At 35.8% G+C, this 26,299-nt stretch carries 21 protein-coding genes; 12 read left to right on the forward strand and 9 right to left on the reverse strand.

Features of this window, described 5'->3' with window-relative positions:
* Positions 1–73: 73 nt before the first annotated feature.
* The 6 genes from ileS to ABXT51_RS02685 are packed head-to-tail and all read left to right on the forward strand — an operon-like array spanning position 74 to position 8,489.
* Complete coding sequence (ileS, locus tag ABXT51_RS02660; RefSeq protein ID WP_416696027.1) at positions 74–2,842, forward strand: isoleucine--tRNA ligase; 2,769 nt, start codon at positions 74–76, stop codon at positions 2,840–2,842.
* Positions 2,842–3,930, forward strand: coding sequence for a 3-dehydroquinate synthase (gene aroB / locus ABXT51_RS02665; RefSeq protein WP_416696028.1), 1,089 nt, complete (start codon positions 2,842–2,844; stop codon positions 3,928–3,930). The genes ileS and aroB overlap by 1 nt, the downstream gene beginning before the upstream one ends.
* A gap of 16 nt (positions 3,931–3,946) precedes the next feature.
* A complete protein-coding gene (gene gatC, locus ABXT51_RS02670; protein ID WP_416696029.1) occupies positions 3,947–4,234 on the forward strand; it encodes an Asp-tRNA(Asn)/Glu-tRNA(Gln) amidotransferase subunit GatC in 288 nt (95 codons plus the stop codon).
* Between the two features lie 2 nt (positions 4,235–4,236).
* Entirely contained in the window at positions 4,237–5,679 is a 1,443-nt protein-coding gene (gatA, locus tag ABXT51_RS02675; RefSeq protein ID WP_416696289.1) for an Asp-tRNA(Asn)/Glu-tRNA(Gln) amidotransferase subunit GatA, read from the forward strand.
* A gap of 13 nt (positions 5,680–5,692) precedes the next feature.
* Complete coding sequence (gene gatB / locus ABXT51_RS02680) at positions 5,693–7,120, forward strand: Asp-tRNA(Asn)/Glu-tRNA(Gln) amidotransferase subunit GatB (RefSeq protein ID WP_416696030.1); 1,428 nt, start codon at positions 5,693–5,695, stop codon at positions 7,118–7,120.
* On the forward strand, positions 7,104–8,489 hold the full coding sequence (locus ABXT51_RS02685) for a protein adenylyltransferase SelO (protein WP_416696031.1): 1,386 nt from the start codon (positions 7,104–7,106) through the stop codon (positions 8,487–8,489). Before gatB ends, ABXT51_RS02685 begins: the two co-directional genes overlap by 17 nt.
* On the opposite strand, the gene ABXT51_RS02690 is transcribed toward ABXT51_RS02685, so the two are convergent.
* On the reverse strand, positions 8,481–9,116 hold the full coding sequence (locus ABXT51_RS02690; protein ID WP_416696290.1) for a site-2 protease family protein: 636 nt from the start codon (positions 9,114–9,116) through the stop codon (positions 8,481–8,483). The two genes, ABXT51_RS02685 and ABXT51_RS02690, sit on opposite strands and share 9 nt — an antisense overlap.
* A 42-nt stretch (positions 9,117–9,158) precedes the next feature.
* On the opposite strand from ABXT51_RS02690, the gene ABXT51_RS02695 reads away from it, so the two are divergent.
* Both ABXT51_RS02695 and asd read left to right on the forward strand, forming a co-directional pair.
* Positions 9,159–10,862 (forward strand): proline--tRNA ligase, encoded by a 1,704-nt coding sequence (locus ABXT51_RS02695; RefSeq protein WP_416696032.1) that lies wholly within the window; start codon positions 9,159–9,161, stop codon positions 10,860–10,862.
* 47 nt (positions 10,863–10,909) lie between these two features.
* Positions 10,910–11,674, forward strand: coding sequence for an archaetidylserine decarboxylase (gene asd / locus ABXT51_RS02700; RefSeq protein ID WP_416696291.1), 765 nt, complete (start codon positions 10,910–10,912; stop codon positions 11,672–11,674).
* On the opposite strand, the gene ABXT51_RS02705 is transcribed toward asd, so the two are convergent.
* The 8 genes from ABXT51_RS02705 to ABXT51_RS02740 all read right to left on the reverse strand — a co-directional run bounded on the left by ABXT51_RS02705 (position 11,675) and on the right by ABXT51_RS02740 (position 20,718).
* Positions 11,675–12,664, reverse strand: a complete 990-nt coding sequence (locus ABXT51_RS02705; RefSeq protein ID WP_416696033.1) for a putative transporter — start codon at positions 12,662–12,664, stop codon at positions 11,675–11,677. It lies immediately after the preceding gene.
* Positions 12,665–12,714: 50 nt separating this feature from the next.
* The gene (locus ABXT51_RS02710; RefSeq protein WP_271556586.1) at positions 12,715–13,962 is read right to left on the reverse strand and encodes a CNNM domain-containing protein; all 1,248 of its coding nucleotides are present in this window, start codon (positions 13,960–13,962) and stop codon (positions 12,715–12,717) included.
* Positions 13,963–14,042: 80 nt separating this feature from the next.
* Positions 14,043–15,320: a phosphopyruvate hydratase gene (eno, locus tag ABXT51_RS02715; protein WP_416696034.1), complete on the reverse strand. Its 1,278-nt coding sequence runs from the start codon at positions 15,318–15,320 to the stop codon at positions 14,043–14,045.
* 81 nt (positions 15,321–15,401) lie between these two features.
* A complete protein-coding gene (gene dnaJ, locus ABXT51_RS02720; RefSeq protein ID WP_416696035.1) occupies positions 15,402–16,508 on the reverse strand; it encodes a molecular chaperone DnaJ in 1,107 nt (368 codons plus the stop codon).
* 75 nt (positions 16,509–16,583) lie between these two features.
* Positions 16,584–18,491 carry a molecular chaperone DnaK gene (dnaK, locus tag ABXT51_RS02725; RefSeq protein WP_271556589.1) on the reverse strand — a complete coding sequence of 636 codons (1,908 nt, stop codon included), beginning with the start codon at positions 18,489–18,491 and terminating at the stop codon, positions 16,584–16,586.
* A 73-nt stretch (positions 18,492–18,564) separates the two neighbouring features.
* The gene (gene coaD / locus ABXT51_RS02730; protein WP_271541628.1) at positions 18,565–19,047 is read right to left on the reverse strand and encodes a pantetheine-phosphate adenylyltransferase; all 483 of its coding nucleotides are present in this window, start codon (positions 19,045–19,047) and stop codon (positions 18,565–18,567) included.
* Entirely contained in the window at positions 19,044–19,619 is a 576-nt protein-coding gene (gene rsmD / locus ABXT51_RS02735; RefSeq protein WP_416696292.1) for a 16S rRNA (guanine(966)-N(2))-methyltransferase RsmD, read from the reverse strand. The genes coaD and rsmD overlap by 4 nt, the downstream gene beginning before the upstream one ends.
* A 25-nt stretch (positions 19,620–19,644) precedes the next feature.
* Positions 19,645–20,718, reverse strand: coding sequence for a ribonuclease D (locus tag ABXT51_RS02740; protein ID WP_416696036.1), 1,074 nt, complete (start codon positions 20,716–20,718; stop codon positions 19,645–19,647).
* Positions 20,719–20,786: 68 nt separating this feature from the next.
* Here ABXT51_RS02740 and ABXT51_RS02745 point away from each other — a divergent pair, with 68 nt between their 5' ends.
* Genes ABXT51_RS02745 through ABXT51_RS02760 form a run of 4 tightly spaced genes read left to right on the forward strand, consistent with a single transcriptional unit; the run spans position 20,787 to position 26,295 of the window.
* Entirely contained in the window at positions 20,787–22,865 is a 2,079-nt protein-coding gene (locus ABXT51_RS02745; RefSeq protein ID WP_416696037.1) for a sensor histidine kinase, read from the forward strand.
* Positions 22,862–23,437 (forward strand): response regulator, encoded by a 576-nt coding sequence (locus tag ABXT51_RS02750; RefSeq protein ID WP_416696038.1) that lies wholly within the window; start codon positions 22,862–22,864, stop codon positions 23,435–23,437. The genes ABXT51_RS02745 and ABXT51_RS02750 overlap by 4 nt, the downstream gene beginning before the upstream one ends.
* Positions 23,434–24,804: a Trk system potassium transporter TrkA gene (gene trkA / locus ABXT51_RS02755; RefSeq protein ID WP_416696039.1), complete on the forward strand. Its 1,371-nt coding sequence runs from the start codon at positions 23,434–23,436 to the stop codon at positions 24,802–24,804. The genes ABXT51_RS02750 and trkA overlap by 4 nt, the downstream gene beginning before the upstream one ends.
* A 39-nt stretch (positions 24,805–24,843) precedes the next feature.
* The gene (locus ABXT51_RS02760) at positions 24,844–26,295 is read left to right on the forward strand and encodes a TrkH family potassium uptake protein (protein WP_416696040.1); all 1,452 of its coding nucleotides are present in this window, start codon (positions 24,844–24,846) and stop codon (positions 26,293–26,295) included.
* Positions 26,296–26,299: the final 4 nt, after the last annotated feature.

Genomic DNA, 26,299 nt, shown 5'->3' on the forward strand with positions numbered 1-26,299 from the left:
AGCATTATCAATCTTGTTAAACCATATGTGTCAAGTATAATGGCGTCTTTATATAGAAAAAATTAACGCCTTAATGTCTGACTATAAAAACACCTTAAATTTACCTGCAACTGATTTTCCGATGAAAGCTAATTTAGCAAATCGTGAAGGTGGTTTCCTAAAAACATGGCAGGATCAGGATTTATACCAACAAATTCGTCACAAGTTTAAAGGCAAGCCATTATTTGTGCTTCATGATGGGCCTCCCTATGCGAATGGAGATATTCATATTGGTCACGCAGTAAATAAAGTGCTAAAAGATGTTATTGTCAAAAGCAAAACCTTGTCAGGTTTTGACGCTCCGTACGTTCCAGGTTGGGATTGTCATGGACTCCCTATTGAGCACATGGTGGAAAAAAAGAAGGGAAAGGTTGGTCATAAAATAAATGCTGATGAGTTTCGAGCTGCATGTAGGGTTTATGCAGATCAACAGATTGAAAAACAAAAGGTTGATTTTAAGCGTTTAGGGATTCTTGGAGACTGGGATAATCCATATCTAACTAAGAACTTTAAGTATGAAGCTGATATTGTACGCTCGCTTGGGAAAATTGTTAAAAATGGACACATTGCTAAGGGTTTTAAGCCAGTGCATTGGTGCACAGAATGCTCTTCAGCGCTTGCAGAGGCTGAGGTTGAGTATAAAGATAAAGGTTCTGATACAGTAGATGTGGCTTTTAAGATTATTGGTGATTTTTTTGATCTAGATAAGCCTGTTTCTATTGTTATTTGGACAACAACACCCTGGACGTTACCTGCAAATGAAGCGGTTGCTCTTAATCCTGAGTTGGACTATGTTTTAGTTGATGTCGGGGAGCAATACTTTATTCTTGCTGAAGATTTACTTGAGTCTGCTCTTGAAAGGTTTGACCTAAAGTTAAAGAATAAGATAGATAAAGTTTATAAAGGCTCTGACCTTGAAGGCATAATGCTTCAACACCCATTCTATGATAAGCAGGTGCCAATTATCTTAGGTGAACATGTAACAACAGAAGCTGGTACTGGTGCAGTTCACACGGCTCCTGCTCATGGCCAAGATGATTACATAGTCGGCCTTAAATATAACTTACCCGTAGAGTGCCCTGTTGATGGAAGGGGCGTTTTCATAGAGACAACTAATGGTGTTGCTGGAGAGTTTATCTTTAAAGCTAACAGCACTATTATTACCCTACTTCAAAATAAAGGCACTTTAGTCAAACACGAGCCCATTACGCACTCTTATCCTCATTGCTGGAGACATAAGACGCCTGTAATATTTCGTGCGACACCTCAGTGGTTTGTCTCAATGACTCAAAAGAAATTAAGAGATAAAGTTAATGAAGAGATTCTAAATGTTAAATGGATCCCTGACTGGGGTCAGAAACGCATTGAATTAATGGTTGGAAATAGACCTGACTGGTGCATTTCACGCCAAAGGTATTGGGGAACTCCAATTACTTTATTTGTTAATAAAAATTCTGGAGAGTTGCATCCTGAGACAGAATCACTATTTGAAATTGTCGCTAAAAAAATTGAACTTGAGGGTATAGAGGCCTGGTTTAAACTTAAAGTTGAAGATATTTTAGGTGATGAAGCACCTGATTACGAAAAAACTACCGATACATTGGATGTTTGGTTTGACTCGGGCGTAAGTCATTATGCAGTATTGAAGGCAAGTGATCATTTAAGTGATGTCGCTGATATGTATCTAGAGGGCTCAGATCAGCATCGAGGATGGTTTCAATCATCTCTGTTAACTTCATGTGCAATTAATGGCAGGGCGCCTTATAAGCAAGTTCTTACTCATGGCTTTACTGTGGATCAAAATGGTCATAAAATGAGTAAATCGGTTGGTAATGTAGTTCCCCCTCAAAAAGTTGTTAACTCGCTTGGCGCAGATATTTTAAGACTCTGGATTGGAAGTACTGATTATTCTGGTGAAATGACGGTGTCCGATGAGATTCTTAATAGAAGTGCTGATAGTTATCGCAGGATTCGAAATACAATGCGCTTTATGTTGGCAAACATGGAAGGCTTTGATCCAAGTAAAGATCTTGTAGAGACAGATCATATGCTCGTTTTAGATAAGTGGATTGTCTCTAAGACTGCTGAATTACAAAAAAATGTTATTAGTGAATATGATGAGTACAATTTTCACTTTGCAATGAAGGCAATATTAAATTTTTGTACAAATGATCTGGGCGGTTTTTATTTAGATATTATTAAAGATAGACAATATACTACTCAATCTGATTCTTTAGCGAGACGCTCTGCTCAGAGTGCACTATTTCATATTTCCCATGCCATGGTTCGTTGGTTGGCTCCTATCTTGACGTTTACCGCCGAAGAGATATGGCAATTTTTACCAGGTGCTTCAAACGAAAGTATTTTTTTACAGACCTGGTATGAAGGGCTGGAAGCTAAATTCAATAATCATTCAATTGATGTTTCTAGAGACATCAATGCCCATCTAAGAAAAGAACTTGAAGAGATGAGGCGCGCTAAAACTATTGGTTCATCACTAGATGCTGAGGTCGATATTTACTGTGAAGATGAAAATTATCAGGCTCTGTTAGAACTAAAAGATGAATTAAGGTTTTTGTTTATTACTTCAGATGCAAAAGTTCATCAGCTGAAGGATAAGCCAGCAAATGCTATTAATATTGATAACTCACTGGCAATCTTAGTTAGAAAAAGTGAGTATGAAAAATGCGTTCGATGTTGGCATCATAGGCCTGAAATAGGTCAAAATAAATTGCATAAAGACCTCTGTAGTCGCTGCATAGAAAATGTTGCAGGTGACGGAGAAACTAGGATATTTGCTTAATGACAAATGATCAAACAATTCTAAATGTAGAGCTTGGGGATAAGTCATATCCAATCTATATTGGATGTGACTTGTTGTCTCAAAAATCTTTTTTTGAAGACCATATAAGCGGTCAGCAAGTTATGGTTGTGTCTAACTCCACGGTTGCCCCATTATATTTAGATAAAGTGACTAAGTCATTAGATAACTTTACTGTGAAGGTCGTTATATTGCCTGATGGCGAGCAATATAAAACACTTGAAACTACAAATCTTATATTTGATGCACTTCTTCAAGAAAAATTTGATCGAAGTGCCACTTTGATAGCTCTTGGCGGCGGTGTGGTTGGTGATATAACCGGTTTTGCTGCAGCGTCATACCAGCGTGGTATTAATTTTATCCAGGTTCCAACGACTCTTCTATCTCAAGTAGATTCTAGTGTAGGCGGTAAAACGGGTGTTAATCATGAGTTAGGTAAAAATATGATTGGTGCATTCTATCAGCCGCAAGCAGTTATCATTGATGTTGACACCCTAAGTACATTGAATGATCGTGAATACTCAGCAGGAATGGCTGAGGTTATAAAATATGGATTACTGGGTAATATTGATTTTTTATCCCATCTTGAAGCCAATATTGATCCAATTATGAAGCGTGATAATAGTTTGATTATTGATTTAATTTATCGCTCGTGTAAAGACAAGTCGATCATCGTTTCTCAGGATGAATTTGAGCATGGAAAGAGGGCGCTATTAAATTTTGGGCATACTTTTGGGCATGCTATAGAGAATACTTTTGGGTATGGGGTCTACTTGCATGGGGAGGCTGTTTCTATTGGTATGTGTATGGCTTCAATGCTATCGCAGTTCGAAGGAGAATTGTCCCAAACTGACTTTGAGCGAATTCAGAGTATTCTTAGTAAGGCTAATTTACCAATTAGCATAAGCAAGGAAGTTAAGAGTGAAAGCTTAATTCAGGCAATGTCAGTCGATAAAAAGGCAGTTGATGGTAGTTTGCGTCTTGTGCTTTTAAATAGTGTAGGAAGCTCTTTTGTTACTGGATCGTATTCAAAAGAAAACTTTCAAAAAGTTATATCAAATTTTTGTTAATAAATATTAATTAAACATGTCATTAGATAAAAAACAAGTTAAAGAGATTGCCTATTTAGCGAGACTAAGTATTGAAGATGCAGAGTTAGAGCAAAGTACGTCAGAATTAAATAATATACTTAGCTTGATGGATGATCTTAATGAAATAGATACTGGCGATGTTGAGCCTATGGCGCATCCACTGCATATGTCTCAGCGCTTAAGAGATGATGAAGTGACTGAAGAAAACTTAGCTGAAGAATTTCAAGCAATTGCCCCCAAAATAGGCAAGAGTCACTTTCTTGTCCCAACGGTAATTGAATGATGATGCATAATCTATCTGTTGCCGCTCTAATCAAGGGACTCAAAAATAAAGATTTTTCATCTGTAGAGTTGACCCAACATTATCTAAATCGAATTAATAAATCTAAGCTCAATGCATTTATCTCAGTGACTGAAAATCTTGCGCTTGCACAGGCAAATGAAGCAGACTTGAAAATAGCCAAAGGAGACAATACTCCTTTGACCGGAATTCCATATGCACATAAAGATATTTTTTGCACTAAGGGCGTAAAAACCTCTGCAGGTTCTAAGATGCTAGATTCATTTATTTCTCCATATGATGCAACACTGAGTCATAAATTTAATTCAGAAAATATGGTAATGCTTGGAAAGACAAATATGGATGAGTTTGCAATGGGGTCATCAAATGAAAATTCCTATTATGGGCCAGTAAAAAACCCTTGGAACTTAAAGAAAATCCCAGGAGGCTCTTCTGGAGGTTCTGCTGCTGCTGTTGCATCTCGTATTGCTCCATTTGCAACTGGAACTGATACTGGAGGCAGTATTCGCCAGCCTGCGAGTTTGTGCGGCATTACTGGGCTCAAGCCAACGTATGGAAGAGTTTCTAGATACGGGATGATTGCTTATGCTTCGAGTCTTGATCAAGCTGGCCCAATGACCCAGACTGCTGAAGATGCAGCAATCGTTTTGAATGCTATGGCGGGCTTTGATAATAAAGATTCAACCAGTGCTGCTAAAGAAACACCTGATTACACTAATCAATTAACAAACTCTTTGGATGGATTAAAGATTGGACTTCCTAAAGAATTTTTTTCCAGTGGCCTAGATGAGGGAGTTGAAAAAGTTGTTATGGAGGCAATTAAAGAATATGAGTCGATGGGCGCTAAGATTCAAGAGGTCTCACTTCCTAATTCAATGCATGCAATTCCAACTTACTATATTGTCGCGCCTTGCGAATGCTCTTCTAATCTATCTAGATTTGATGGAGTAAGGTATGGGTATCGATGTGAAGATCCTAAAGATTTAGATGATTTATATTTAAGGTCTCGCTCAGAAGGGTTTGGTAAGGAAGTTAAAAGACGAATTATGATTGGTGCTTATGCACTTTCTGCTGGTTATTATGATGCATATTATCTAAAAGCTCAAAAAGTTCGACAACTAATTAGTGAGGATTTTAAAAAAGCTTTTCAAAGTGTTGATGTCATTATGGGGCCAGTTGCCCCGACACCTGCTTTTGACTTAGGCTCTGTTAAAGATCCTGTCTCAATGTATTTAGCGGACATTTATACTCTCTCAGTTAACTTAGCAGGACTTCCTGGAATGAGCATTCCTGCAGGCTTCTCAAATGAACTGCCAGTAGGTCTTCAGTTGATAGGCAATCACTGGTCTGAAGAGCTTTTGCTTAATACTGCCCATCAGTTTCAATTGAAAACTGATTGGCATACTTCCTCACCAATTGAGTTATAGGGGAGAGTTTATTATGACCTGGGAAACTGTAATTGGACTGGAAATACACTCGCAATTAAAAACAAAATCAAAAATATTTTCTGGTGCATCTACTGAGTTTGGTGCAAAAGCAAATACTCAGGCATGCGCTGTTGATCTAGGCTTCCCTGGTGTTTTGCCTGTTTTAAATAAAGAGGCAGTTCGAATGGCGCTTAGATTTGGCTTGGCAGTTAATGCCACTATTAATAAGCACTCTATTTTTGCGCGAAAAAATTATTTTTATCCAGACCTCCCAAAAGGCTACCAAATTTCACAGTTTGAAATTCCAATTGTTGGAAATGGAGCAATTGATATTCCTCTAGATAATGGTGAAAAGAAGATGGTAGGAATTACCCGTGCACATTTAGAAGAAGATGCTGGAAAATCAATCCATGATTTATATGATGATTACACAGCCATTGACCTGAATCGAGCAGGAACACCATTATTAGAAATAGTATCTGACCCTGATATGAGTAATGCTAAAGAAGCAGTTGCATATGCTAAAAAAATTCATGCATTGGTTCAATATATTGATATTTGTGATGGAAATATGCAGGAAGGATCGTTTAGGTGTGACGCTAATGTTTCTGTTAGAAGGGCGGGTGAAGGGTTAGGTACTAGAGCTGAAATAAAAAACATTAACTCATTTAAATTTTTAGAAAAAGCTATTAATCTCGAGGTTGAAAGGCAAATAGATATTTTAGAAGATGGAGGCTCTGTAGCTCAAGAAACTAGACTTTATGATTCAATTAAAAATGAAACACGGTCTATGCGCTCAAAAGAAGAAGCCAATGATTACAGATATTTTCCTGATCCTGACTTGCTACCTGTTGTGATTGATGATGAGCTTCTTAAAGCAATTAAAGATAGACTGCCTGAACTTCCATCTGAGAAGAAGGCTAGGTTTATAGATAAATTTGGGTTGAGCGAATATGATGCTGAGAACCTAACCTCGCAAAAAGCAATGGCTGATTACTATGAAATTATTATTGATAAGGGCGCTGATGTTAAGCTTGCAGCAAACTGGGTTATGGGTGAGCTTTCAGCCTCCCTAAATAAAAATCAAATTGATATTCAGGATTCACCAATAGCAGCCTCTGAGCTTTTTAATCTAATTTCAAGAATTACTGATAATACTATTTCAGGAAAAATAGCTAAGGATGTCTTTAGGCTCATGTGGGATGAAAAAAGAAGTGTAGATGAGATAATTAAAGACCAAGACTTAGAGCAAATGACAGATATTGGCGCTTTAGAGTCTGTTATTGATGAAATCATTGCAAAAAATCTTAATCAAGTTGAGCAATTTAAAAATGGAAATACTAAGCTTTTAGGTTTTTTTGTTGGCCAAGTCATGAAAGCTACTCAGGGAAAAGCAAATCCAAAACAAGTTAATCAAATTTTAAATGATAGGCTCTCTTAAATACTTAAGTTTAGGTGATGATTACTTTGCTCAAGTTGAGACTAAAAAGCTTGAAAATAGTAAATTAGTTCATGTAAATCATAGCCTTAAAAAAGATCTTAATTTAGACATGAGTGATGAAAATCTTTTAAGTATTTGCTCAGGTGAAAAAAAATTGGGTGATGTAAATCCTATTTCTACAGTTTATGCAGGCCATCAGTTTGGCTACTTTGTGCCACAGCTTGGAGATGGCCGCTCATGCCTTATTGGTGAAATTAGTAACTATGAGGTTTCTTTAAAAGGCGCTGGAACTTCCCCCTTTTCTCGAGGTGCTGATGGACGCGCTGTCCTTAGATCAAGTATTCGAGAGTATTTATGTTCAATAGCCATGGAGGCTTTAAATATCCCAACCACGAAGGCTCTAGCTCTTGTTGCAAGTGATACCGGTGTTTACCGTGAGCACCTAGAAAATGCATCAATTGTGACTCGTGTTGCAGAAAGCCATATTCGTTTTGGCCACTTTGAATTCTTTGCAGCAAGAGGTCAAACAGAAAACGTAAAAAAATTAGCTGATTTTGTTATTACGCATCACTTGCCTCATGTCGATCAAGAAAATTATTTAGAATTATTCAAGGAGGTAGTTAGGTCAACTGCATTAATGATTGCGCGATGGCAGGGCCAAGGATTTGCACATGGCGTAATGAATACGGATAATATGTCAATCCTAGGCTTGACTATTGATTATGGCCCATTCAGCTTTATGGAGACTTATAACCCTGGTTTTATCTGTAATCATTCTGATACTCAGGGCCGCTATTCATTTGAAAAGCAGCCATCAGTCGCATTATGGAACTTGCACCGCTTGGCTGATGCTTTTAAGTCGCTTGTTGATGAAACTCAGTTGAAAGAAGCTATTACTGAATATGAGTCGTCATTAGTTAAAGAGTACTCTTCATTAATGAGAAGAAAGTTTGGATTATTAGAGGCTTATGATGAAGATAACTCATTAATTAATGAGTTTTTAGAGTTGCTTTATACTAATAAAAAAGATTACCACCGCTCTATGAGACAACTTTCAAGTAAGAGTGAGCATACATTGGGGAATAATTTTGATTCTTGGTTTGTTCGTTATAAGGCAAGGCTTGAGAAAGAGACTTCAAAGATGAATCAAAGGGTAACTATGATGCACAAGGTTAATCCTAAATATGTTTTAAGAAATTATTTAGCTGAAGTTGCAATTCGAAAAGCAGAAGATTTAAATGAATACGATGAAATTGAAACTCTTTTTCAATTACTCAAAAAACCATTTGATAACCATGAAGGATATGAGTCTTATGATAGTGAGCCTCCTGAGTGGGCTCAAAACTTAGAGCTTAGTTGCTCATCCTAGAAATACCAAAGCGAACTGAAACCAGCTTAAGAGCAATCCAACGACTGGAAGAACTAAGTAATTAAAGCCACCAATAAACATAAGCCCAAGTAATATAAATAATCCATATTGTTCAAGTTGATTATATTGATAGGCAAGACGATTTGGAAGAAGGGCACTGATTACTCTAGATCCATCCAGTGGAGGTATTGGTAGAAGATTAAAAACAGCTAAAACACAATTTACCATTATTCCAATGCGGCCCATTTCTATTAAAACAGGAATGTTCATATTAATTGCGAGAATCATAATAAACAGCCAACACACAGCCATAAATAAATTTGCTCCTGGGCCCGCTAAAGCAACCCAGATCATTCCAGATTTTCCAGAGCGCAAGGCATTAAAATTAATGGGAACTGGCTTAGCCCAGCCAAAGATAAATCCAGATGAAGATATTAATAAAAGCAACGGAATAGCGATTGTGCCTACTGGATCGATATGTTTTACTGGATTAAGGGTAACTCTCCCCATCATTCTTGCAGTATGATCACCTAATTTACTTGCTACCCAGCCATGAGCTGCCTCATGAAGGGTTATTGCAAAAAGAAGAGGAATAATATAAATTAATAAAGTTTGAAAATCAGGCATTAGGTAAAATTGCATTATTTATTGATATGAAAACCATTTTATATGAAAAGCAGTGATTTTTTAATCTCAACAGTCAAAGAAGCACCTAATGATGCTCAAATCATATCTCATCAATTAATGATAAGAGCTGGTTTGATTTCTAAGTTAGCGTCGGGACTGTATTCGTATCTCCCAATGGGTTTAAGAATAATCCAAAAGGTAGAAAAAATAATACGTGAGGAGATGAATAAATCTAAAGCATTGGAAGTATTAATGCCAGTTGCACAGCCTGCAGAAATATGGAAAGAATCAAAAAGATGGGAAGAGTATGGTCCTGAGTTATTGCGATTTAAAGATAGGCATGATAGAGATTTCTGCTTGGGTCCAACTCATGAAGAGGTTATTACTAAAATTGCTAAACAGTACCTTAGAAGCTATAAGCAACTTCCAATAAATTTGTATCAAATACAGGCTAAGTTTAGAGATGAAATTCGTCCTCGTTTTGGGGTAATGCGCTCTAGAGAGTTTATTATGAAGGATGCTTATTCGTTTCATATTGATGAGCAATCACTAAATGAGACTTATCAATTAATGCACCAGACTTACTGTAATATTTTTGATAGAATTGGTTTTGACTATAGGCCTGTTTTAGCAGATTCAGGAACTATTGGAGGAGACAGCTCTCATGAATTTCATGTACTTGCAGAGTCGGGAGAGGATGCAATTTGTTTTTCTGATGGCTCTGATTATGCTGCTAATATTGAGCGAGTAGAGACTCTGCATCAAGGAGAGCCAAAATCAGCTGAGAAAGCTTTAGAACTTGTTGAGACACCAGGTGTTAAAACTATTGCTGATGTTTGTAAATTGCTAAAAGTTGAGCCAATTAATTCTATTAAAACATTAATTGTTCAAGGAAATGATAATAATCTAGTTGCACTGGTTTTACGAGGTGATCATGAGTTAAATGAAGTTAAGGCTTCAAAGATTGATGGCATTAAACAACCTCTTCAAATGGCAGAAGAAGTAGTGGTTAAGAAGCAATTAGGTTGCTCTTTCGGTTCAATTGGTGTTGTTAATCTTGAAATTCCAGTTATTGTTGACTTTGCGGCTGCAGCTTTGTCAGATTTTATTTGTGGCGCTAATGAGGATGATAAGCACTTTGTCGGGGTCAACTGGGGGAGAGACACTAAAAAAATTATTGCAAGTGATTTACGTATTGTTGTCTCAGGTGATCCTTCTCCTGATGGAAAGGGTAATCTTGAAATTAAAAGAGGCATTGAAGTAGGGCATATTTTTCAATTAGGTACCAAGTATTCAGATTCAATGAATGCCAACGTTATTGGAGAAGATGGTCGATCAGTTAATATGAATATGGGCTGTTATGGTATTGGTGTTACAAGAATTATTGCAGCAAGTATTGAACAGAACCATGATGATAGGGGGATTATTTTTCCAGAGGCTATTGCTCCATTCCAGCTTGTTATTGTTCCAATTAATTATAATAAGTCATCACGAGTTAAGGCTTTGGCAGATCAGCTTTATATGGACTGTATAGAGCAAAATATTGAAGTATTGCTTGATGATCGAAAAGAGCGTCCTGGAATAATGTTTGCAGATTCTGAGCTTATTGGTATACCACATCGACTGGTCATTAGTGACACCCATGCTGATAATGGGAAAATTGAATATAAATCAAGAAAAATGCCCGATAAAGTTGAAGTGGATTTTAATGAAGTAGTAAGCTATATTCTTGATAAGCTTGATTGATGGCATTTTTTCAATATCTTCTTCCTCAGCATTTGTTATCAAGGCTGATGTTCCGATTTGCCAGAATAGAAAATTCTTGGGTTAAAAATAATTTTACTCGCTGGTTTATTAAACAATATCAAGTCAATCTCTCAGAAGCTGAAATCGAAAATATCGAGGATTTTATTTCCTTTAATGATTTTTTTACTCGTGCAATTAAGCCAGGTTTGAGACCAATATCAGAATCGGATATTATCTCCCCTGTTGATGGTGTTGTTTCTCAGTCTGGTAAAGTTTATAATTCCCAAATTGTCCAAGCCAAAGGTCGTAAATATAGCATTTCAGCATTAATTGATGATATGCCGTCTATAGAAATACAAAATGGAAGTTTTGCAACAATATATTTATCGCCTAAAGATTATCATCGCATTCATATGCCATGCGATGGTGCTTTGATTTCGATGAAATATATACCTGGTGACCTTTTTTCAGTTAACCAGAATACCGTAGATAATATTGATGGGGTTTTTGCTCGAAATGAACGTTTAGTTTGTTTATTTGAAACTGATTTTGGCGTTATGGTTTTTGTATTAGTTGGCGCAATTTTTGTAGGATCGATGCAAACTTCATGGGAGGGTTTAATCACCCCGCCTTATTCTAAAGCAGTTAAAAACTATGATTATAAAGATCATCAGATTAAGCTATTAAAAGGCGATGAATTGGGCCGTTTTAACATGGGCTCTACAGTTATCATGTTGATGCCAGAGGGCTCCCCTGAGCTTAATCTTGAGGTTGGACAGGCCCTTAAAATGGGCCAATCAGTTACAGGTTAACTATACAGTTTCTAACTTATCCATAGACTCAATTTGCGCCTCAAACTCCATTAAACGCTTATAGACACTTGCGAGCTCAATAATAGTAGGCCATGCTTTAAAAAGGTATTGGAGAGAGCCTTCTACTCTTCCAAACGCCCTAATTATTTGCTGCATTACTCCTAATGTCATAACTCCAGCTACTATAGCAGGTGCTAAAATAACATAGGCAACTAATACATTTGCTTGAAGATAGGCAAGCCTAACAATATTAAAGTATAAGTAGTACAAGTAGTTTTTATAATTAATCTTTCGAACGCCTTCAAAAAGCTCATCAATATCTTTTGGCCTAACGGTGCCATCATCCTCCGCAATAACAAGTATTTTTCGATAGGAAGCTTCTCTTTTTTGAAGGTCATATTCTATACCTACAAGACCTAAGATCCATGAAGCTCCAATCATTAGAACCGTTCCCCCTACAGCCCAAATAAGGGCGCCAGTTACTAGGCCATATTCCCAGTCACCAAACCACATAATTGGAATACCGACTGCTAATCCCATTAATAACGGAAAGTACTCTACCAAAACCATGATAGATTCAATTAAAGCTGTTCCAAGACTTTCCATGATTCTAGAAAATCTAACAGTGTCTTCTTGAACTCGCTGAGAGGCACCTTCAATAGTTCGCGCTTTGTCATAAACACTATGATAGAACTCAACCATTGATGCTCTCCATCTAAATAAGAAGTGAGCAGTAAGGAATGAGGTTGCAAGGCCTAAAGCAATAGCTATTGCAGCAAGTTTTGCAAAGCTCCATAATCCACCAGTATATTCATCCATCGTAATTGCATTTGGAGCTCCAAGTGCTTTTTGAATCATGTCATAAAATTCACCAAACCATTCATTTATCATCACATCAATTTGAACTGTTATCCATAATGAGCTGAGAATAATTGCAGAGCCAAGATAGGCCCAAAGAAACCATTTTTTTTCAGTAAAAAATTTAAACATTATTTTTCCTTTTTGATTTGGAGATAGTTATTTGTTGGTAATGATAATACCTAATTAACTTTGGTGATTTTAACAAGTTTTACACCTTGCTTATTTACCTGAACGATTTCAATAATTAGTGAGTCCACTTTAAAAGAAACATTGTGTTGAGGGAAGCTTTGAAGTTGCTCGAGGATAAGACCATTAAGTGTTTTTGCATTGTCAAAAGGAAGGCTGACTTTAAGCTTTGCATTCAACTCGCGAATACTAATCCTAGGGTCTACAAGGTAACTTCCATCAGATTGGATATTGATTTCATCTATACTTTCACCTTGAGAAGAAGTAAATTGCCCAACAATTTCTTCCAAAATATCATCTAAAACAACCATACCTTGAACCTCTCCATATTCATCAACAACAATACCAAGTCTTCGTTTTTGAGTTTTAAAGTGTTCAAGTTGTTGAGATAAAGGAGTACCTTCAGGAATAAAATAAGGCTCTCTTATTATCTCTTTAATTTTGGCCATATTGATTTCATCTCTGGCGTATATATTCACAACATCTCTCATATGAATAGTTCCTATAATATTATTTTCAGAGCCATCAAAAATTAACAGGCGAGTATGTTGGATTCTTTTCAATTGTTCAAATAATTCCTCTTCATTATTAATATCTGCACTTACGAGTTCGTGATGAGGAATCATAATGTCATCAACTTTAACTTTTTCAAGATCAATAATATTAAGTAACATATTTTGGTAACTCTTGGATAATACTGATTTTGAATCAACAACAGCCATTCTAAGTTCTTCAGAATTGAGAATATCTTTACTAATGTTCTTCAGTCCAAGAAAATTTAGAATAGATTTTGATATCAAAGATATTAGATATATTAGTGGCTTAAAAATTTTAATTAGAAGATCAAGAAGCCAGGAGGCAGGCAAAGCAATTTTTTCAGGGTTTTTTGCTGCAAATGTTTTTGGGGTGTTTTCAGCAAAAATTAAAATAACTAATGTTAAAGCTAAGGAGGCAATAATTACTGATCCCTCGCCCCAAATCTTCAGAGCAAGAAGGGTTGCTATACTTGCAGCAAGTATATTAACAAAGTTGTTTCCTAGAAGAATTCCACCAATTAAATAATCAATATTTTTTAGAAGCCTTTCTACTCTTTGTGCCTGAAGATTATTTTTTGAGCTCAAGGTTTTTAGGCGATAGCGATTCAATGCCATCATCGAAGTTTCAGATGCGGAAAAGAAAGCCGAAGCTAGAATTAGTACAAACAGTAAAACACTAAGCCAAAAAGTGGAAAGTGATTCCAATTAGTCACCCAAAATAATCAATCAAAGTTTATTTTAACCTTAAATTAGTCAAAAGTCTCTGAACAACTTGTTTGAGAGATTTATGACTGGTTTTTAAACGCAGCTAGACCAGGATATTTAGCTTCATCACCAAGCTCTTCTTCAATTCGAAGGAGTCGATTATATTTAGCTAATCTGTCAGATCTAGACAAAGATCCTGTTTTAATTTGACCACAATTTGTTGCAACTGAAAGGTCTGCAATGGTGGTGTCTTCTGTTTCGCCACTTCTATGAGACATAACACATGTATAGCCAGCATCTAGAGCCATTTTCATTGCATCAAAGGTTTCAGTCAGAGTACCAATCTGGTTAACTTTTATTAGAATAGAGTTTGCTATATTATTTTTAATACCTTTCGCAAGAATCTTACTATTTGTTACAAATAAATCATCACCAACAAGTTGAACAGAATTGGATAATTTTTGAGTAAGCATCTCCCAGCCCTCCCAATCATTCTCGTCCATACCATCTTCGATCGAAATAATTGGGTACTTCTCAACCCATGATGCAAGGTACTCTGTAAATTCAGAGTTAGAAAGTTTTAAGCCTTCTGAGGCCAAATTATAAGTTCCATTCTTATAGAATTCTGAGCTTGCTGCGTCTATCCCAATAAATATATCTTTTCCAGGGGTATAGCCGGCATTATTAATCGCTTCAATAATAACTTCTAGCGCTTCTTCATTTGATTTTAGATCTGGAGCAAATCCACCTTCATCACCAACTGCAGTATTTAATGCTTTTTGTTCAAGTACTGCTTTTAAATGATGAAATACTTCAGTTCCATAGCGTAATGCTTCTTTAAAACTAGGAGCACCTGCAGGAATTATCATAAACTCTTGAATATCAACACTATTATTAGCGTGCTCACCACCATTAATAATATTCATCATAGGGACAGGCATTTGAAAAGTTTCTGAAAAGTCAAATGAACGAAATAATGATTGGTTTTTATTTTGCGCATTTGCATGAGCGCAGGCTAAAGAAACAGCTAATATTGAGTTTGCACCTAATCTAGATTTTGTATCAGTGCCATCCATATCAATCATTTTATGATCAATGGCTTTTTGATTAGATACATCCATACCTTTAAGGGAGTCACTAATCTCAGTATTAATAAAATTAACAGCTTTTAAAACACCTTTGCCCAGATAGCGGCTTTTATCACCATCTCTAAGCTCTAAAGCCTCTCTTTGCCCCGTAGATGCTCCTGATGGAACAATAGCCCTTCCAAGAATACCATTAGTTAAAATAACATCAGCTTCAACAGTAGGGTTACCCCTTGAATCAAGTACTTCACGTGCAATAATTTTTTTAATCATCTTTAAAAAAGGTTTTTAAGTTAGAGAAAAGAGTAATTTTATACTTGAGTAATTAATACTATGTTACAAATTGTTTCAAGTTTACTCAAAGAATGACTTCATCTTTCCAAAAAATGAATTTGACTCTGGGTGATGCTTTGCTTCGCATGAGTCTGAAAACTCTTTTAATAATTTTTTCTGTTTGGAGTTTAAGTTTACAGGCGTTTCGATTTTAACCTGGCATAGCAAATCACCAGATCCATTATGCCTCATAGCAGGCATACCTTTACCTCGCAGTCTAAATAATTTCGAAGATTGCGTTCCTGCAGGGACTTTAATTTTGAGCTTCCCTTGTAATGTTGGAACTTCTATTGAGCCACCAAGCGTGGATGTTGCAAAATCAATAGGGACTTCACAATATAAGTCATTACCATCACGCTCAAAAATTGAATGCTCTTTGATATGAATTTGGACATAAAGATCACCATGCGGTCCACCGCGTAATCCAGCTTCACCTTCACCACTCAATCGAATTCTATTTCCAGTATCTACGCCCGCAGGAATCTTAACTGAAAGAGTTTTTTGACTTCTTACAACACCCTGTCCACGACATGTACCGCACGGAGATTCAATTTTTTCACCTGAACCATTGCATTGATTACAAGGCCTTTGGACAGCAAAAAATCCTTGCTGCATAGTTGTTTGCCCTGTTCCGCGACAATTTACACAAGTTTTTACAGAGGTACCAGGTTTGGCGCCACTTCCAGAGCAAGGCTCACAGGTATCATTTTTGGGAACTCGAATTTTTACAGTATCACTTTCTGCGGCTTGCTTTAAATCTATTTCTAGGTCATAGCGAAGGTCAGAGCCCCTGTTATCGGGCTTTGAGTTGCCTCCACCAAAAATATCACCAAAAATATCACCAAAACCACCACCAGATCCACCAAATGGATTTCCACCACCAAAGCCATTACCGCCTTGCTCAACTCCTGCATGACCGAATTGGTCGTAGGCTGATCTTTTTTGAGGATCTGAGATTACATCATATGCTTTACGGACTTCTTTAAATTTTTTCTCGGAACCAGCTTTATCATCAGCATTTCTATCAGGATGATATTTCATTGCAAGACGCTTATAGGCTTTTTTAATTTTGGCCTCGTCTGCACCTTTATCAACGCCTAAAATTTCGTAATAATCTCTTTCTGCCATGGGTCCCTTATATTATTAAACCTCCCATGCACCAGACAAGGGAGGTTTTATTTATGTGTTAATTTCTTATGTTGCTTATTTTTCTTCATTGACCTCTTCAAAGTCAGCATCTACAACATCATCATTTCCTTCTGATTTGTCATCTTCACCACCTTCTGCTGTTGCTTTTTCTTGAGCTTTTTGGGCTAGAACTTGCGCTTTTTCACTTAGATTTTGAACCTGAGTATCGATTGCTTCTTTATCATCGCCTTTGATACTTTCTTCAAGCTCACTAAGCGCGGTTTCGATTGCACTTTTTTCATCGTCAGAAATTTCATCTTTTAGCTCTTCTAGAGATTGCTTTGTAGAATGCACCAAAGAATCAGCCATATTCCTTGATGTTACTAGTTCATGGAATTTTTGATCTTCTTCAGCGTGCGCTTCAGCATCCTTAATCATTTTCTCAACCTCATCATCAGAAAGACCACTTGAAGATTTGATTGTTATAGATTGTTCTTTTCCAGTATTTTTATCTTTGGCAGATACATTCAAGATACCATCAGAGTCAAGATCAAGTGAAACTTCAATCTGAGGTTGGCCTTTAGGCGCATTTGGAATACCTTCAAGATTAAACTGACCCAGTGATTTGTTTGCGCTCGCAACCTCTCTTTCACCCTGAAGAACATGAACCGTTACAGCCGATTGATTATCTGCAGCAGTTGAAAAAACTTGAGATTGGTTGGTTGGAATTGTTGTATTCTTCTCAATCAATTTAGTCATTACGCCGCCCATAGTTTCAATGCCTAGCGATAGAGGAGTTACGTCAAGAAGTAAGACATCTTTAACATCTCCACCTAAAACTCCCGCTTGAATTGCTGCACCCATAGCAACAGCTTCATCAGGATTTAAATCTTTCTTAGGTTCTTTTCCAAAAAAATCTTTTACCATTGCTTGAACTTTAGGCATTCTAGTTTGCCCACCGACAAGGATAACTTCATCAACGTCACCACTTGATAGTCCAGCATCTTTAAGTGCTATTTTGCAGGGATCAATTGATCGCTTTAATAAATCAGCAACTAGAGATTCTAGCTTTGACCTTGTCATTTTGATATTAAGATGTTTTGGACCAGAGGCGTCCGCAGTTATGTATGGCAAGCTTACTTCAGTTTGCTCTGATGAAGATAGTTCAATTTTTGCTTTCTCTGCAGCTTCTTTAAGTCTTTGAAGGGCCATCGCGTCTTTAGAAAGATCTAAACCCTGCTCTTTTTTAAATTCTTCTACTAAATAGTTAATGATTCTATGATCAAAATCTTCACCACCTAAAAATGTATCACCATTGGTTGAAAGAACTTCAAAGTGTTTTTCACCATCAATATCTTCCATCTCAATGATAGAGACATCAAATGTTCCACCACCTAAATCATAAACTGCAACTTTTTTGTCACCTGTAGATTTATCAACACCATATGCCAATGCAGCAGCAGTAGGCTCATTTATAATTCTTTTAACAGTTAGTCCTGCGATTTTTCCAGCATCTTTTGTTGCCTGACGCTGAGAGTCATTAAAGTAGGCTGGGACAGTAATTACTGCTTCGGTGACTTCTGATCCTAAATAATCTTCAGCCGTTTGTTTCATTTTTTGAATTACACGAGCAGATATTTCTGGAGCTGCCATTTTTTTACCTTTGACTTCAACCCAGGCATCACCATTTTTAGCTTTGATGATTTTATAAGGAACAAGATCAATATCTTTTTGAACCGCTTCTTCATCAAAGCGACGCCCAATTAACCTTTTGATAGCATATAGCGTATTTTCTGGATTTGTAACAGCTTGTCTTTTAGCAGGCTGGCCTACTAAGATCTCATCTGAGTCTTTAGGGTAAGCAATAATAGAAGGTGTTGTTCGGTTTCCTTCTGAGTTTTCAATAATCTTAGCAACTCCACCATCCATCACAGAGACACATGAGTTTGTTGTTCCTAAATCAATTCCAATTATTTTTGACATTCCATATACTCCTTGTATTTTTATATAAACCCTATTTAGGGGTTTAAAATATTATTTCAAGGTATTAACAAAATTATTTTTGAAGTCTGTCAAGGAGTATTGTTTTGACTTGGGCTGGAACAAATGGGCTAATATCACCACCAAGAGATAGAATTTCGCGAACCAAGGACGATGAAATATTAGCAAATTCTTCAGAGGGGGTCATAAACAAAGTTTCAATTTCAGAGTTAAGGCGCTTATTCATTCCGCTAAGTTGAAACTCATATTCAAAATCTGATACAGCTCTGAGGCCTCTAATAATTATTTGAGCATCATGATCTCTTGCAAAGTCAACTAGAAGAGAATTAAAACTTAATACTCTGGTGTTACTTAGAGAATCTATTGAGCTTTCAACTGCTCCAACCCTCTGATCAATCGATAAAAAGCTAGATTTATTAGCATTTTGAGTAATTGCAATAATTACTTCATCAAAAATTTTTGATGCACGCTTTATTAGATCAACGTGTCCATTAGTAATAGGATCAAAAGATCCAGGATATATTGCAATTTTTTTCATGTTACCTCCAAGCTTATCAGACAATAGTGAACATTGCCTGATTTTTTCTGTTTTCTGATTCTACAATCATACTCAAGGTGATTTTCTATGAGTGAGGGTGTTATTTCGTACTCAGACTCAATATAAATCTGGCTTTCATTATGTAAGTAATTTTTTTGAGATAACAGCTCAAGAGTTATTGGTATTAAATTTTGGTTAAATGGAGGGTCTAAAAAAACTAAATCGAAAGGATTATTATTTTGTTTATCAAGAAAGATAATTGAATCACTATTATTCAGTTGATATTGAAAGTTTTCAAGGAGCTTAAAATTAGATTCAAGACTTTTAAAAACTATGCTATTTTTTTCAATTAAACAGACTTTTTTGGCTCCTCTAGATATCGCCTCAAGGCTAAGAGCCCCACTTCCAGCAAAAGGATCAATAATGGTCTTATCAGCAATATTAAATTGAAGCCAATTAAAAAGGGTTTCCCTTGTTTTACCAGGAGTAGGGCGAAGCCCTTCAGCATCAGGAAAATTAAATTTCCTTCCTTTAAGATTTCCTGCAATTATTTTAAAAGTATTATCTTTGATAGGGTTAAAGTAATTAAATGATAAGTTAAGTTTCTAGATATGATTTTAGTTTAAATATTTTTGATCTCCATCCCCTGTTAATAGAAACATCTTTATCACCTCTAATGAATTTAACAAGATTTTTTGATGAGCAAATAAGTTCAGGAGCAATATCATATTCAATCGATATTTTTTTAATATACTCCTGTGCATGATTTTTTTTCAGCTTTTCATCTGCAGATAATGGTTTTTGAGATAAAAGAGGGGCTTGAAGTTTTTTTTCAGTTTGGTTAGTGTTTAGAAATTTTTCAAAAAGCTCTTGAGAGCTTGAAGATAACTTATTTTTTCCTGTAGCATAATCTATTAAGCGCTCATCAGACATTATCCATTTACGAGGTTTATTATCTTTCCTTGCAGTATCTTCTCGCCATATTACTAAATTTATTGCCTGTTTTTGTGACTTAGAATCTATTTGTGAAATCCCACTAGTTTTTTTAATAATTTGCTTAAAATTTGGCTCATAAAGACTTGGCTCTAACAGGAAGCCAACTTCTTCACTAAGCCACTGAAGTTTTTTACTTTCAATTAACTCAGTTTTAAGCATTTCATAATGAGGAAGTAAGTATTTCACATCATCAAGTGCATACTGTAATACATCCTCTGGAAGGGGTCTTGTTTTCCAGTCGAATCGTGTATGCTTTTTTTCTAAATAAATATTTTGTAATGTTTCAGTTAATGCTTGATATGATACTTGAAGAGGATAATTTAATAGTGAGGCCGCAATTTGAGTATCAAAAATTGTATGAGGTATTCTTTCAGATAAGTAATAAAGAGCCTCAATATCTTGTCTAGCAGAATGAATAACCCAAATAGTTTTACTATCGTATAGTTTTTCAAAAAGAGGTTCTAAATTTTTAATTGCAAGAACATCTATGCACTCTAAATAGTTACCAGCTGCAATTTGAATTAAGCAAAGTTCTGGGAAATATGAATCAATTCTTCTAAACTCAGTATCAATTGCAAGAAGAAAGTCATTTTGAATACTTTGCAGATATTTGTTAAGTTGTAGCTCGCTTGAAATCAAAGGAATTGTCTCAGATAGATTGTTGTATTTTATCAACAACTCATGCTAGTAATAATTCATTTATGAGATAATCAAAACACTTTAACATTTTATCAACAAAATTTATGTTGCTAAATCAAGCTTTTTCTATAAAAGAAGCTCCTCGTGCCTTGTTTTGGATTGGTGTCTTTGTAATTTCATTTTCTGGAATGTTTTATCTTGGTCTAAATCCTGAGTTAATTGAAAAGTGGTACCTAGTTTTAGTTGGATTTAATATTCTAATGAGCTTTATTGCAATATATTATATTGTGCTTTCCATGAGAAAGTTAAAGCTAAATACTGAGCAGGGAGTAATTGGATCAAGATTTACCTGGTCTTTTATAAAAATTGTTCCAGTTTTGGTTTTACTTCCAGTTTTATCATTTTATTTATTTTCTTTTGAATCAATAAGAGATAACCTTCAAATTGCTGAAATTCAATTTGATGAATTTAACTTAAAGGTTGGCGGTGAGGTTGACGAACTTTATAGAAATACTAATAATGTTGCTATTAAGTATTACGAGGATAAAACACGCAATATAGGAAAGCTTATCAATTATTTTGATGCGCCTAGGAAACCTGTTGCGCAAATGCAGTCTGTACTAGACCTTTTAGTTGCTGACTTTTGGGCTTGTGAGCTTAAACTATATGACTCTCAAATGAATCTTGCCGCAATAAGTAAAAGAGACAATTCAACCTGCTTATTGGATGGTTATACAGCTTCAACTGATGAGTTTACTTTAATTGCACATTACTCTTCAGATATTAATATTGAAAGCCTCGTTTCGAGGATGACTCGCTTTCGCTCTGCTGCAAAAGATGCTGAGTTAACCCTTAACTCATCAATTATTAAAACTCGTTTTTTGATTGATTTTACGTCAACAATTTTATTATCAGTTTTAAGTGCATTGCTTATTGTTTTTCGAATGATTGATCAGTTAATGAGGCCAATGCATAACTTGTCAGTTGCTACAAGAGAAATTTCTTCTGGAAACTATGATGTAGAAATTAAACAAGATCCTAAAAATAAGGATATGCAAGATTTAATAGGATATTTTAATGAAATGAGCAGTAGAATCAGGCAATCTAGAGAGGGTCTTGATACACATAACCTTTATTTAGAAACTATTCTAAAGTACTCTTTTGGTGTTATTGCCCTTAACCAAGATAAGAAGATACAAATTATTAATCCAGTTATTGGCAAAATACTTCAAATTGCAGATGAGACGAAATTTATTGGGCAGTCGTATGATGTTGTTGTTAAAAATTATGAGAATCTAAGCCCACTTTTTTCATTTATTCAAGAGGAGATTGATCAAGATTCATTAGAGTGGGATAAAGAAATTGAGTTAACACTTGATGATAGAAGTAGGCTTATCTATTGTCAGGGCGCAATCCTAGAGGTGGAAAATAAAACTCTTGGTTACGTAATTATAATAACTGATATTTCCAAACTAAATAGAGCCCAAAAGAAAGCCGCATGGGGAGAAGTTGCTGTTCGTATGGCGCATGAAATTAAGAATCCGCTTACCCCTATATTACTTTCTGCACAGAGGCTTAGGAATTTATTTTTAGAAAAGCTAGATAAGAAGGACTCTGCAATTATAAATAAAACTACTCAAACCATTATGGATCAGGTTGCATCTATGGATTCTATGGTTAGTGCTTTTGCAAATTATGCAAATACACCTGAAATTCAAAAGACTTTATCGTCGCTAAACTCTCTAATAAATAAATCAGCCTCACTATATGACAATCATAGTGGCATTAGGGTTGATCTAGATTTGAGTGGAGATTTACCTAAACTTCAGCTTGATAAAGATGCTATTTCTAGAGTATTACTTAACTTAATTAAAAATGCAACCGAAGCAAGGAGAGAAAAAGATAAGCTAAGCATTAAAATTAAGTCAAGAGTTTTGAAAAAAGAGGGGATCATCCGATTAACAATTATTGACGATGGTAATGGCTTTCCTGAAGATATTATTGATAAAGTATTTGAGCCTTATATTACAACAAAAGATAAAAGTGGAGGGCTTGGGCTTGCAATTGTGCAAAATATTATCGAGCAGCATGATGGTCAGATATTTGCAAGCAATGTAAAACCGCATGGTGCTAGAATAACAATTGAATTCAGTATAATTGATGCCCTAAGGGAGATGAAATGAAACAAGATTCTACATTTGGAAAAATATTGATTATTGATGATGAGAGAGATAATACTGAGATTATTAAAGATATTCTTGAAGATGTAAGTTATACGACCATGCTAGCTAGAAGTGCTAGTGAAGCAAAAGCGATAGTAGCCGCTAACACTTTTGATTTAATACTAATGGATGTTTGGATGCCTGGTCAAGATGGTATTTCACTTTTATCAGATTGGCATTCTGAAGGGTTATCAACTCCTGTAGTAATGATGTCAGGGCATGCAGAACCTAGTGATATCGTTAGAGCTATGAAGCTTGGTGCTGTAGATTTTTTAAAAAAACCCCTTCATGATTTTTTACCAATATTAAGAAATATTATGACTCGTAAAGAGCCAGAAAAATCAACTCAGCAAGTTAGTGGTATTGATTATTCCCTTAAGCTTAAAGAAGCTAGAAATATTTTTGAAAGTCAATATTTACTACATCATCTTTCGGCTAATGATAATAATATTGCAGTTGTTGCAGAGATTGCGGGCCTAGAAAGAACAACGCTATATAGAAAACTTAAAGATTTAGGGATTGACAAGAAATGAAAATATTGATTCTAGGTGCTGGTCAGGTTGGTTCAACTCTTGCAAAGTACCTTTGCTCAGATGATGATAATGATATTACGATTGTAGATCAAAAAGAAGAAATGTTGACTCCATTACAGAGGCATTTAGATATAAAAACTGTCATTGGCTATGGCGCTTATCCTAGTATTTTAGAAAAGGCTGGTATTAAATCAATGGACGTTGTTATTGCTGTAATGCGCTCTGATGAGCGAAATATGGTTGCTTGCAGGATGGCACATACGTTATATAACGTAAAGAAAAAGATTGCTCGAATAAGAACTACTGAATATTTACTCAGACCGGAAATATTCTCTAATGATGCGTTACCAATAGACTTTTTAATTACCCCTGAGAATTTAATCACTGAATATATTCAGGGTATTGTTGAACAGCCTGGGGCCTCTCAAGTCTTTGATTTTGAAAATGGGCTGGTGCAACTTGTTGAAACGCGTGCCTTCATTGGAACGCCAATTGTTAATAGACCAGTTAAAGAGCTCCATGAGCATATGCCTGATGTAAAAATACGCATAGTAAGCCTTTATCGAAATGAAAAAGCTATCCCTGCCAAAAGTGATACTATTATAAGAGAGGGAGACCAAGTCTACTTCCTAGCTAAAAAAGATCATATTTCTAGAGCTTTAAAAGAGTTTAGACGTGCTGAAAATACTTATCAAAAAATCTTCATTGCTGGAGGAGGAAGTATTGGTATTAATGTTGCTAGACTTCTTGAAGACACTCACAATATAAGGATTATTGAGCTAAGTGAAGATAGAGCTAAGTATTTAAGTGAGAAGCTTAATAATACTTTAGTGCTTCAAGGTAACGCTTCTGATGAAGACCTGCTAAAGGAAGAAGGCATTGAAAATACAGATCTATTTTTAGCTTTAACGGATTCAGATGAAGTAAATGTTATTGTATCAATTTTAGCTAAGCGTTTAGGCGCTCATAAAACTATTGCACTGGTAAAGCGCGATGTTTATGCAGCTCTCGCTGAGCAAAGTGGAGATGTAGATATTATTGTTTCTCCTGATCAAATTACAGTAAGTGGAATCTTATCTCATCTTAGAAAGGGTGACTGTATGAAGGTTCATTCCTTGCAGCATGGAAAAGCTGAGGCGATAGAGATAGTGGTTCATGGTAATGAAAAAACATCTGAGGTAGTTGGAGTTCAAATTAAAGATTTGCCTTTACCTGAAGATGTAGTTGTTGGAGCTATTGTAAGAAATGATGAATTATTAATGGGCTCAAAAAAACTAGTTATAGAAGAGGGAGACCATGTTTTAATGGTATTAATGGATGTTGGTAAAATTCATGAAGTTGAGGCTTTATTCCTTGAGAATGATTAGTAGTTACTTTCAATTAAATACTAAAAAGGTATGGACTAAATGCAGTTAAGTATTGTTGCAAAAACTTTAGGCCTTCTTTTAATGGTTTTCAGCTTTGCCCAGGTACCTCCAATATTAGTTGACTTGATATACTCAGAAGGTGAGTATCTAACTTTTGTCTTTTCATTTATCCTGACAGTATTCGGAGGCCTTTTATTATGGTGGCCTTTTAGAGCAATAAAGAAAAGCTTTCGACTTAGAGAAGGCGTTTTAATAGTCGTTAGTTTTTGGATTGTTTTGTCTCTTTTTGGAACGCTTCCTTTTCTAATTACTGAATCGATTAGTAATCTTTCATTTTCTAATGCATTTTTTGAGTCAATGTCTGGCTTAACAACAACGGGCGCTACTGTTTTAAGCCAACTTGATGATTTACCCAAAAGTATTCTTTTTTATAGACAGCAACTTCAGTGGCTTGGAGGCATGGGGATTATTGTTCTTGCTGTTGCAGTCCTGCCTTTATTGGGTGTTGGAGGAATGGAACTTTATCATGCAGAGTCTAGTGGTATTGCGAAAGATAGGCTTACGCCAAAGTTGCGAAATACTGCGATAGCTCTTTGGAAAATTTACCTTTCGTTGACTGTTTTATGCGCACTTGCTTATTTCTTTTTAGGAATGTCTATTTTTGATGCTATTAGCCACAGCTTTTCTACGGTTGCAATTGGAGGTTTTTCAACGCATGACAGCTCTATTGGTTATTTCAACTCGGTATCAATAGAAATGATTGCTATGTTTTTTATGTTTTTAGCGGGTATTAATTTTTCATTACACTTTGTGGCGTGGAATAACCGCTCACTAGTTGATTATATTAAAGATTCTGAATTTAAAACTTACGCAATGGTTTTGTTTTCTGCATCTGCTATTGTAGTACTTGCCCTTTCTCTTAATGGTGAGTATGGCTCAACTTCAGAAACAATAAGACACAGCTTATTTCAAACTATTTCAATAGCTACCACAACTGGCTTTACTTCACAAAATTACAGCAACTGGCCTGCAGCAATACCCGTTTTCCTAATAATGGTTAGTTTTATTGGTGCATGTGTTGGATCTACTGGAGGTGGGATTAAAGTGGTTCGAGTGCTTGTCATGTTTAGATTGGGAATGAAAGAAATACATAAGTTTATTCGCCCTAATGCTCAGGTTAGTATTAAACTAAATAAGGCTAGTATTAATGAAAAAGCCTTGGTTTCAGTACTTGGCTTCTTTTCACTCTATGCAATTTCTTTTATTTTTATTATGATGTTGTTAATGTTTGCAGGTTTAGATCAGGTAACTGCCTATTCTGCAACAGCAGCAACGATGAATAATCTTGGACCAGGCCTTGGAGAAGTAGCACAAAACTATGGATCCCTGGGCGAAACAGCTAAGTGGATTTTGAGTTTTTCAATGCTGATTGGAAGGCTTGAGGTTTTGACCATTATTGCCATTTTCCATAGAGCTTTTTGGAGGCATTAATAAG

Source organism: Candidatus Pseudothioglobus sp. Uisw_050_01, assembly GCF_048085775.1.
In the GTDB taxonomy this organism is placed as follows: Bacteria; Pseudomonadota; Gammaproteobacteria; order PS1; family Pseudothioglobaceae; genus Pseudothioglobus.

Bases quoted from the DNA above. Each gene is read 5' to 3' on its own strand.
- ABXT51_RS02685 (WP_416696031.1), top strand. From the start codon at position 7,104: ATGATAGGCTCTCTTAAATACTTAAGTTTAGGTGATGATTACTTTGCT.
- dnaK (WP_271556589.1), bottom strand. From the start codon at position 18,491: ATGTCAAAAATAATTGGAATTGATTTAGGAACAACAAACTCATGTGTC.
- ABXT51_RS02705 (WP_416696033.1), bottom strand. From the start codon at position 12,664: ATGTTTAAATTTTTTACTGAAAAAAAATGGTTTCTTTGGGCCTATCTT.
- coaD (WP_271541628.1), bottom strand. From the start codon at position 19,047: ATGAAAAAAATTGCAATATATCCTGGATCTTTTGATCCTATTACTAAT.
- ABXT51_RS02745 (WP_416696037.1), top strand. From the start codon at position 20,787: ATGTTGCTAAATCAAGCTTTTTCTATAAAAGAAGCTCCTCGTGCCTTG.
- ABXT51_RS02750 (WP_416696038.1), top strand. From the start codon at position 22,862: ATGAAACAAGATTCTACATTTGGAAAAATATTGATTATTGATGATGAG.
- trkA (WP_416696039.1), top strand. From the start codon at position 23,434: ATGAAAATATTGATTCTAGGTGCTGGTCAGGTTGGTTCAACTCTTGCA.
- asd (WP_416696291.1), top strand. From the start codon at position 10,910: ATGTTCCGATTTGCCAGAATAGAAAATTCTTGGGTTAAAAATAATTTT.
- gatA (WP_416696289.1), top strand. From the start codon at position 4,237: ATGCATAATCTATCTGTTGCCGCTCTAATCAAGGGACTCAAAAATAAA.
- gatC (WP_416696029.1), top strand. From the start codon at position 3,947: ATGTCATTAGATAAAAAACAAGTTAAAGAGATTGCCTATTTAGCGAGA.
- gatB (WP_416696030.1), top strand. From the start codon at position 5,693: ATGACCTGGGAAACTGTAATTGGACTGGAAATACACTCGCAATTAAAA.
- eno (WP_416696034.1), bottom strand. From the start codon at position 15,320: ATGATTAAAAAAATTATTGCACGTGAAGTACTTGATTCAAGGGGTAAC.
- ABXT51_RS02690 (WP_416696290.1), bottom strand. From the start codon at position 9,116: ATGCCTGATTTTCAAACTTTATTAATTTATATTATTCCTCTTCTTTTT.
- ABXT51_RS02695 (WP_416696032.1), top strand. From the start codon at position 9,159: ATGAAAAGCAGTGATTTTTTAATCTCAACAGTCAAAGAAGCACCTAAT.
- ileS (WP_416696027.1), top strand. From the start codon at position 74: ATGTCTGACTATAAAAACACCTTAAATTTACCTGCAACTGATTTTCCG.
- aroB (WP_416696028.1), top strand. From the start codon at position 2,842: ATGACAAATGATCAAACAATTCTAAATGTAGAGCTTGGGGATAAGTCA.
- dnaJ (WP_416696035.1), bottom strand. From the start codon at position 16,508: ATGGCAGAAAGAGATTATTACGAAATTTTAGGCGTTGATAAAGGTGCA.
- ABXT51_RS02760 (WP_416696040.1), top strand. From the start codon at position 24,844: ATGCAGTTAAGTATTGTTGCAAAAACTTTAGGCCTTCTTTTAATGGTT.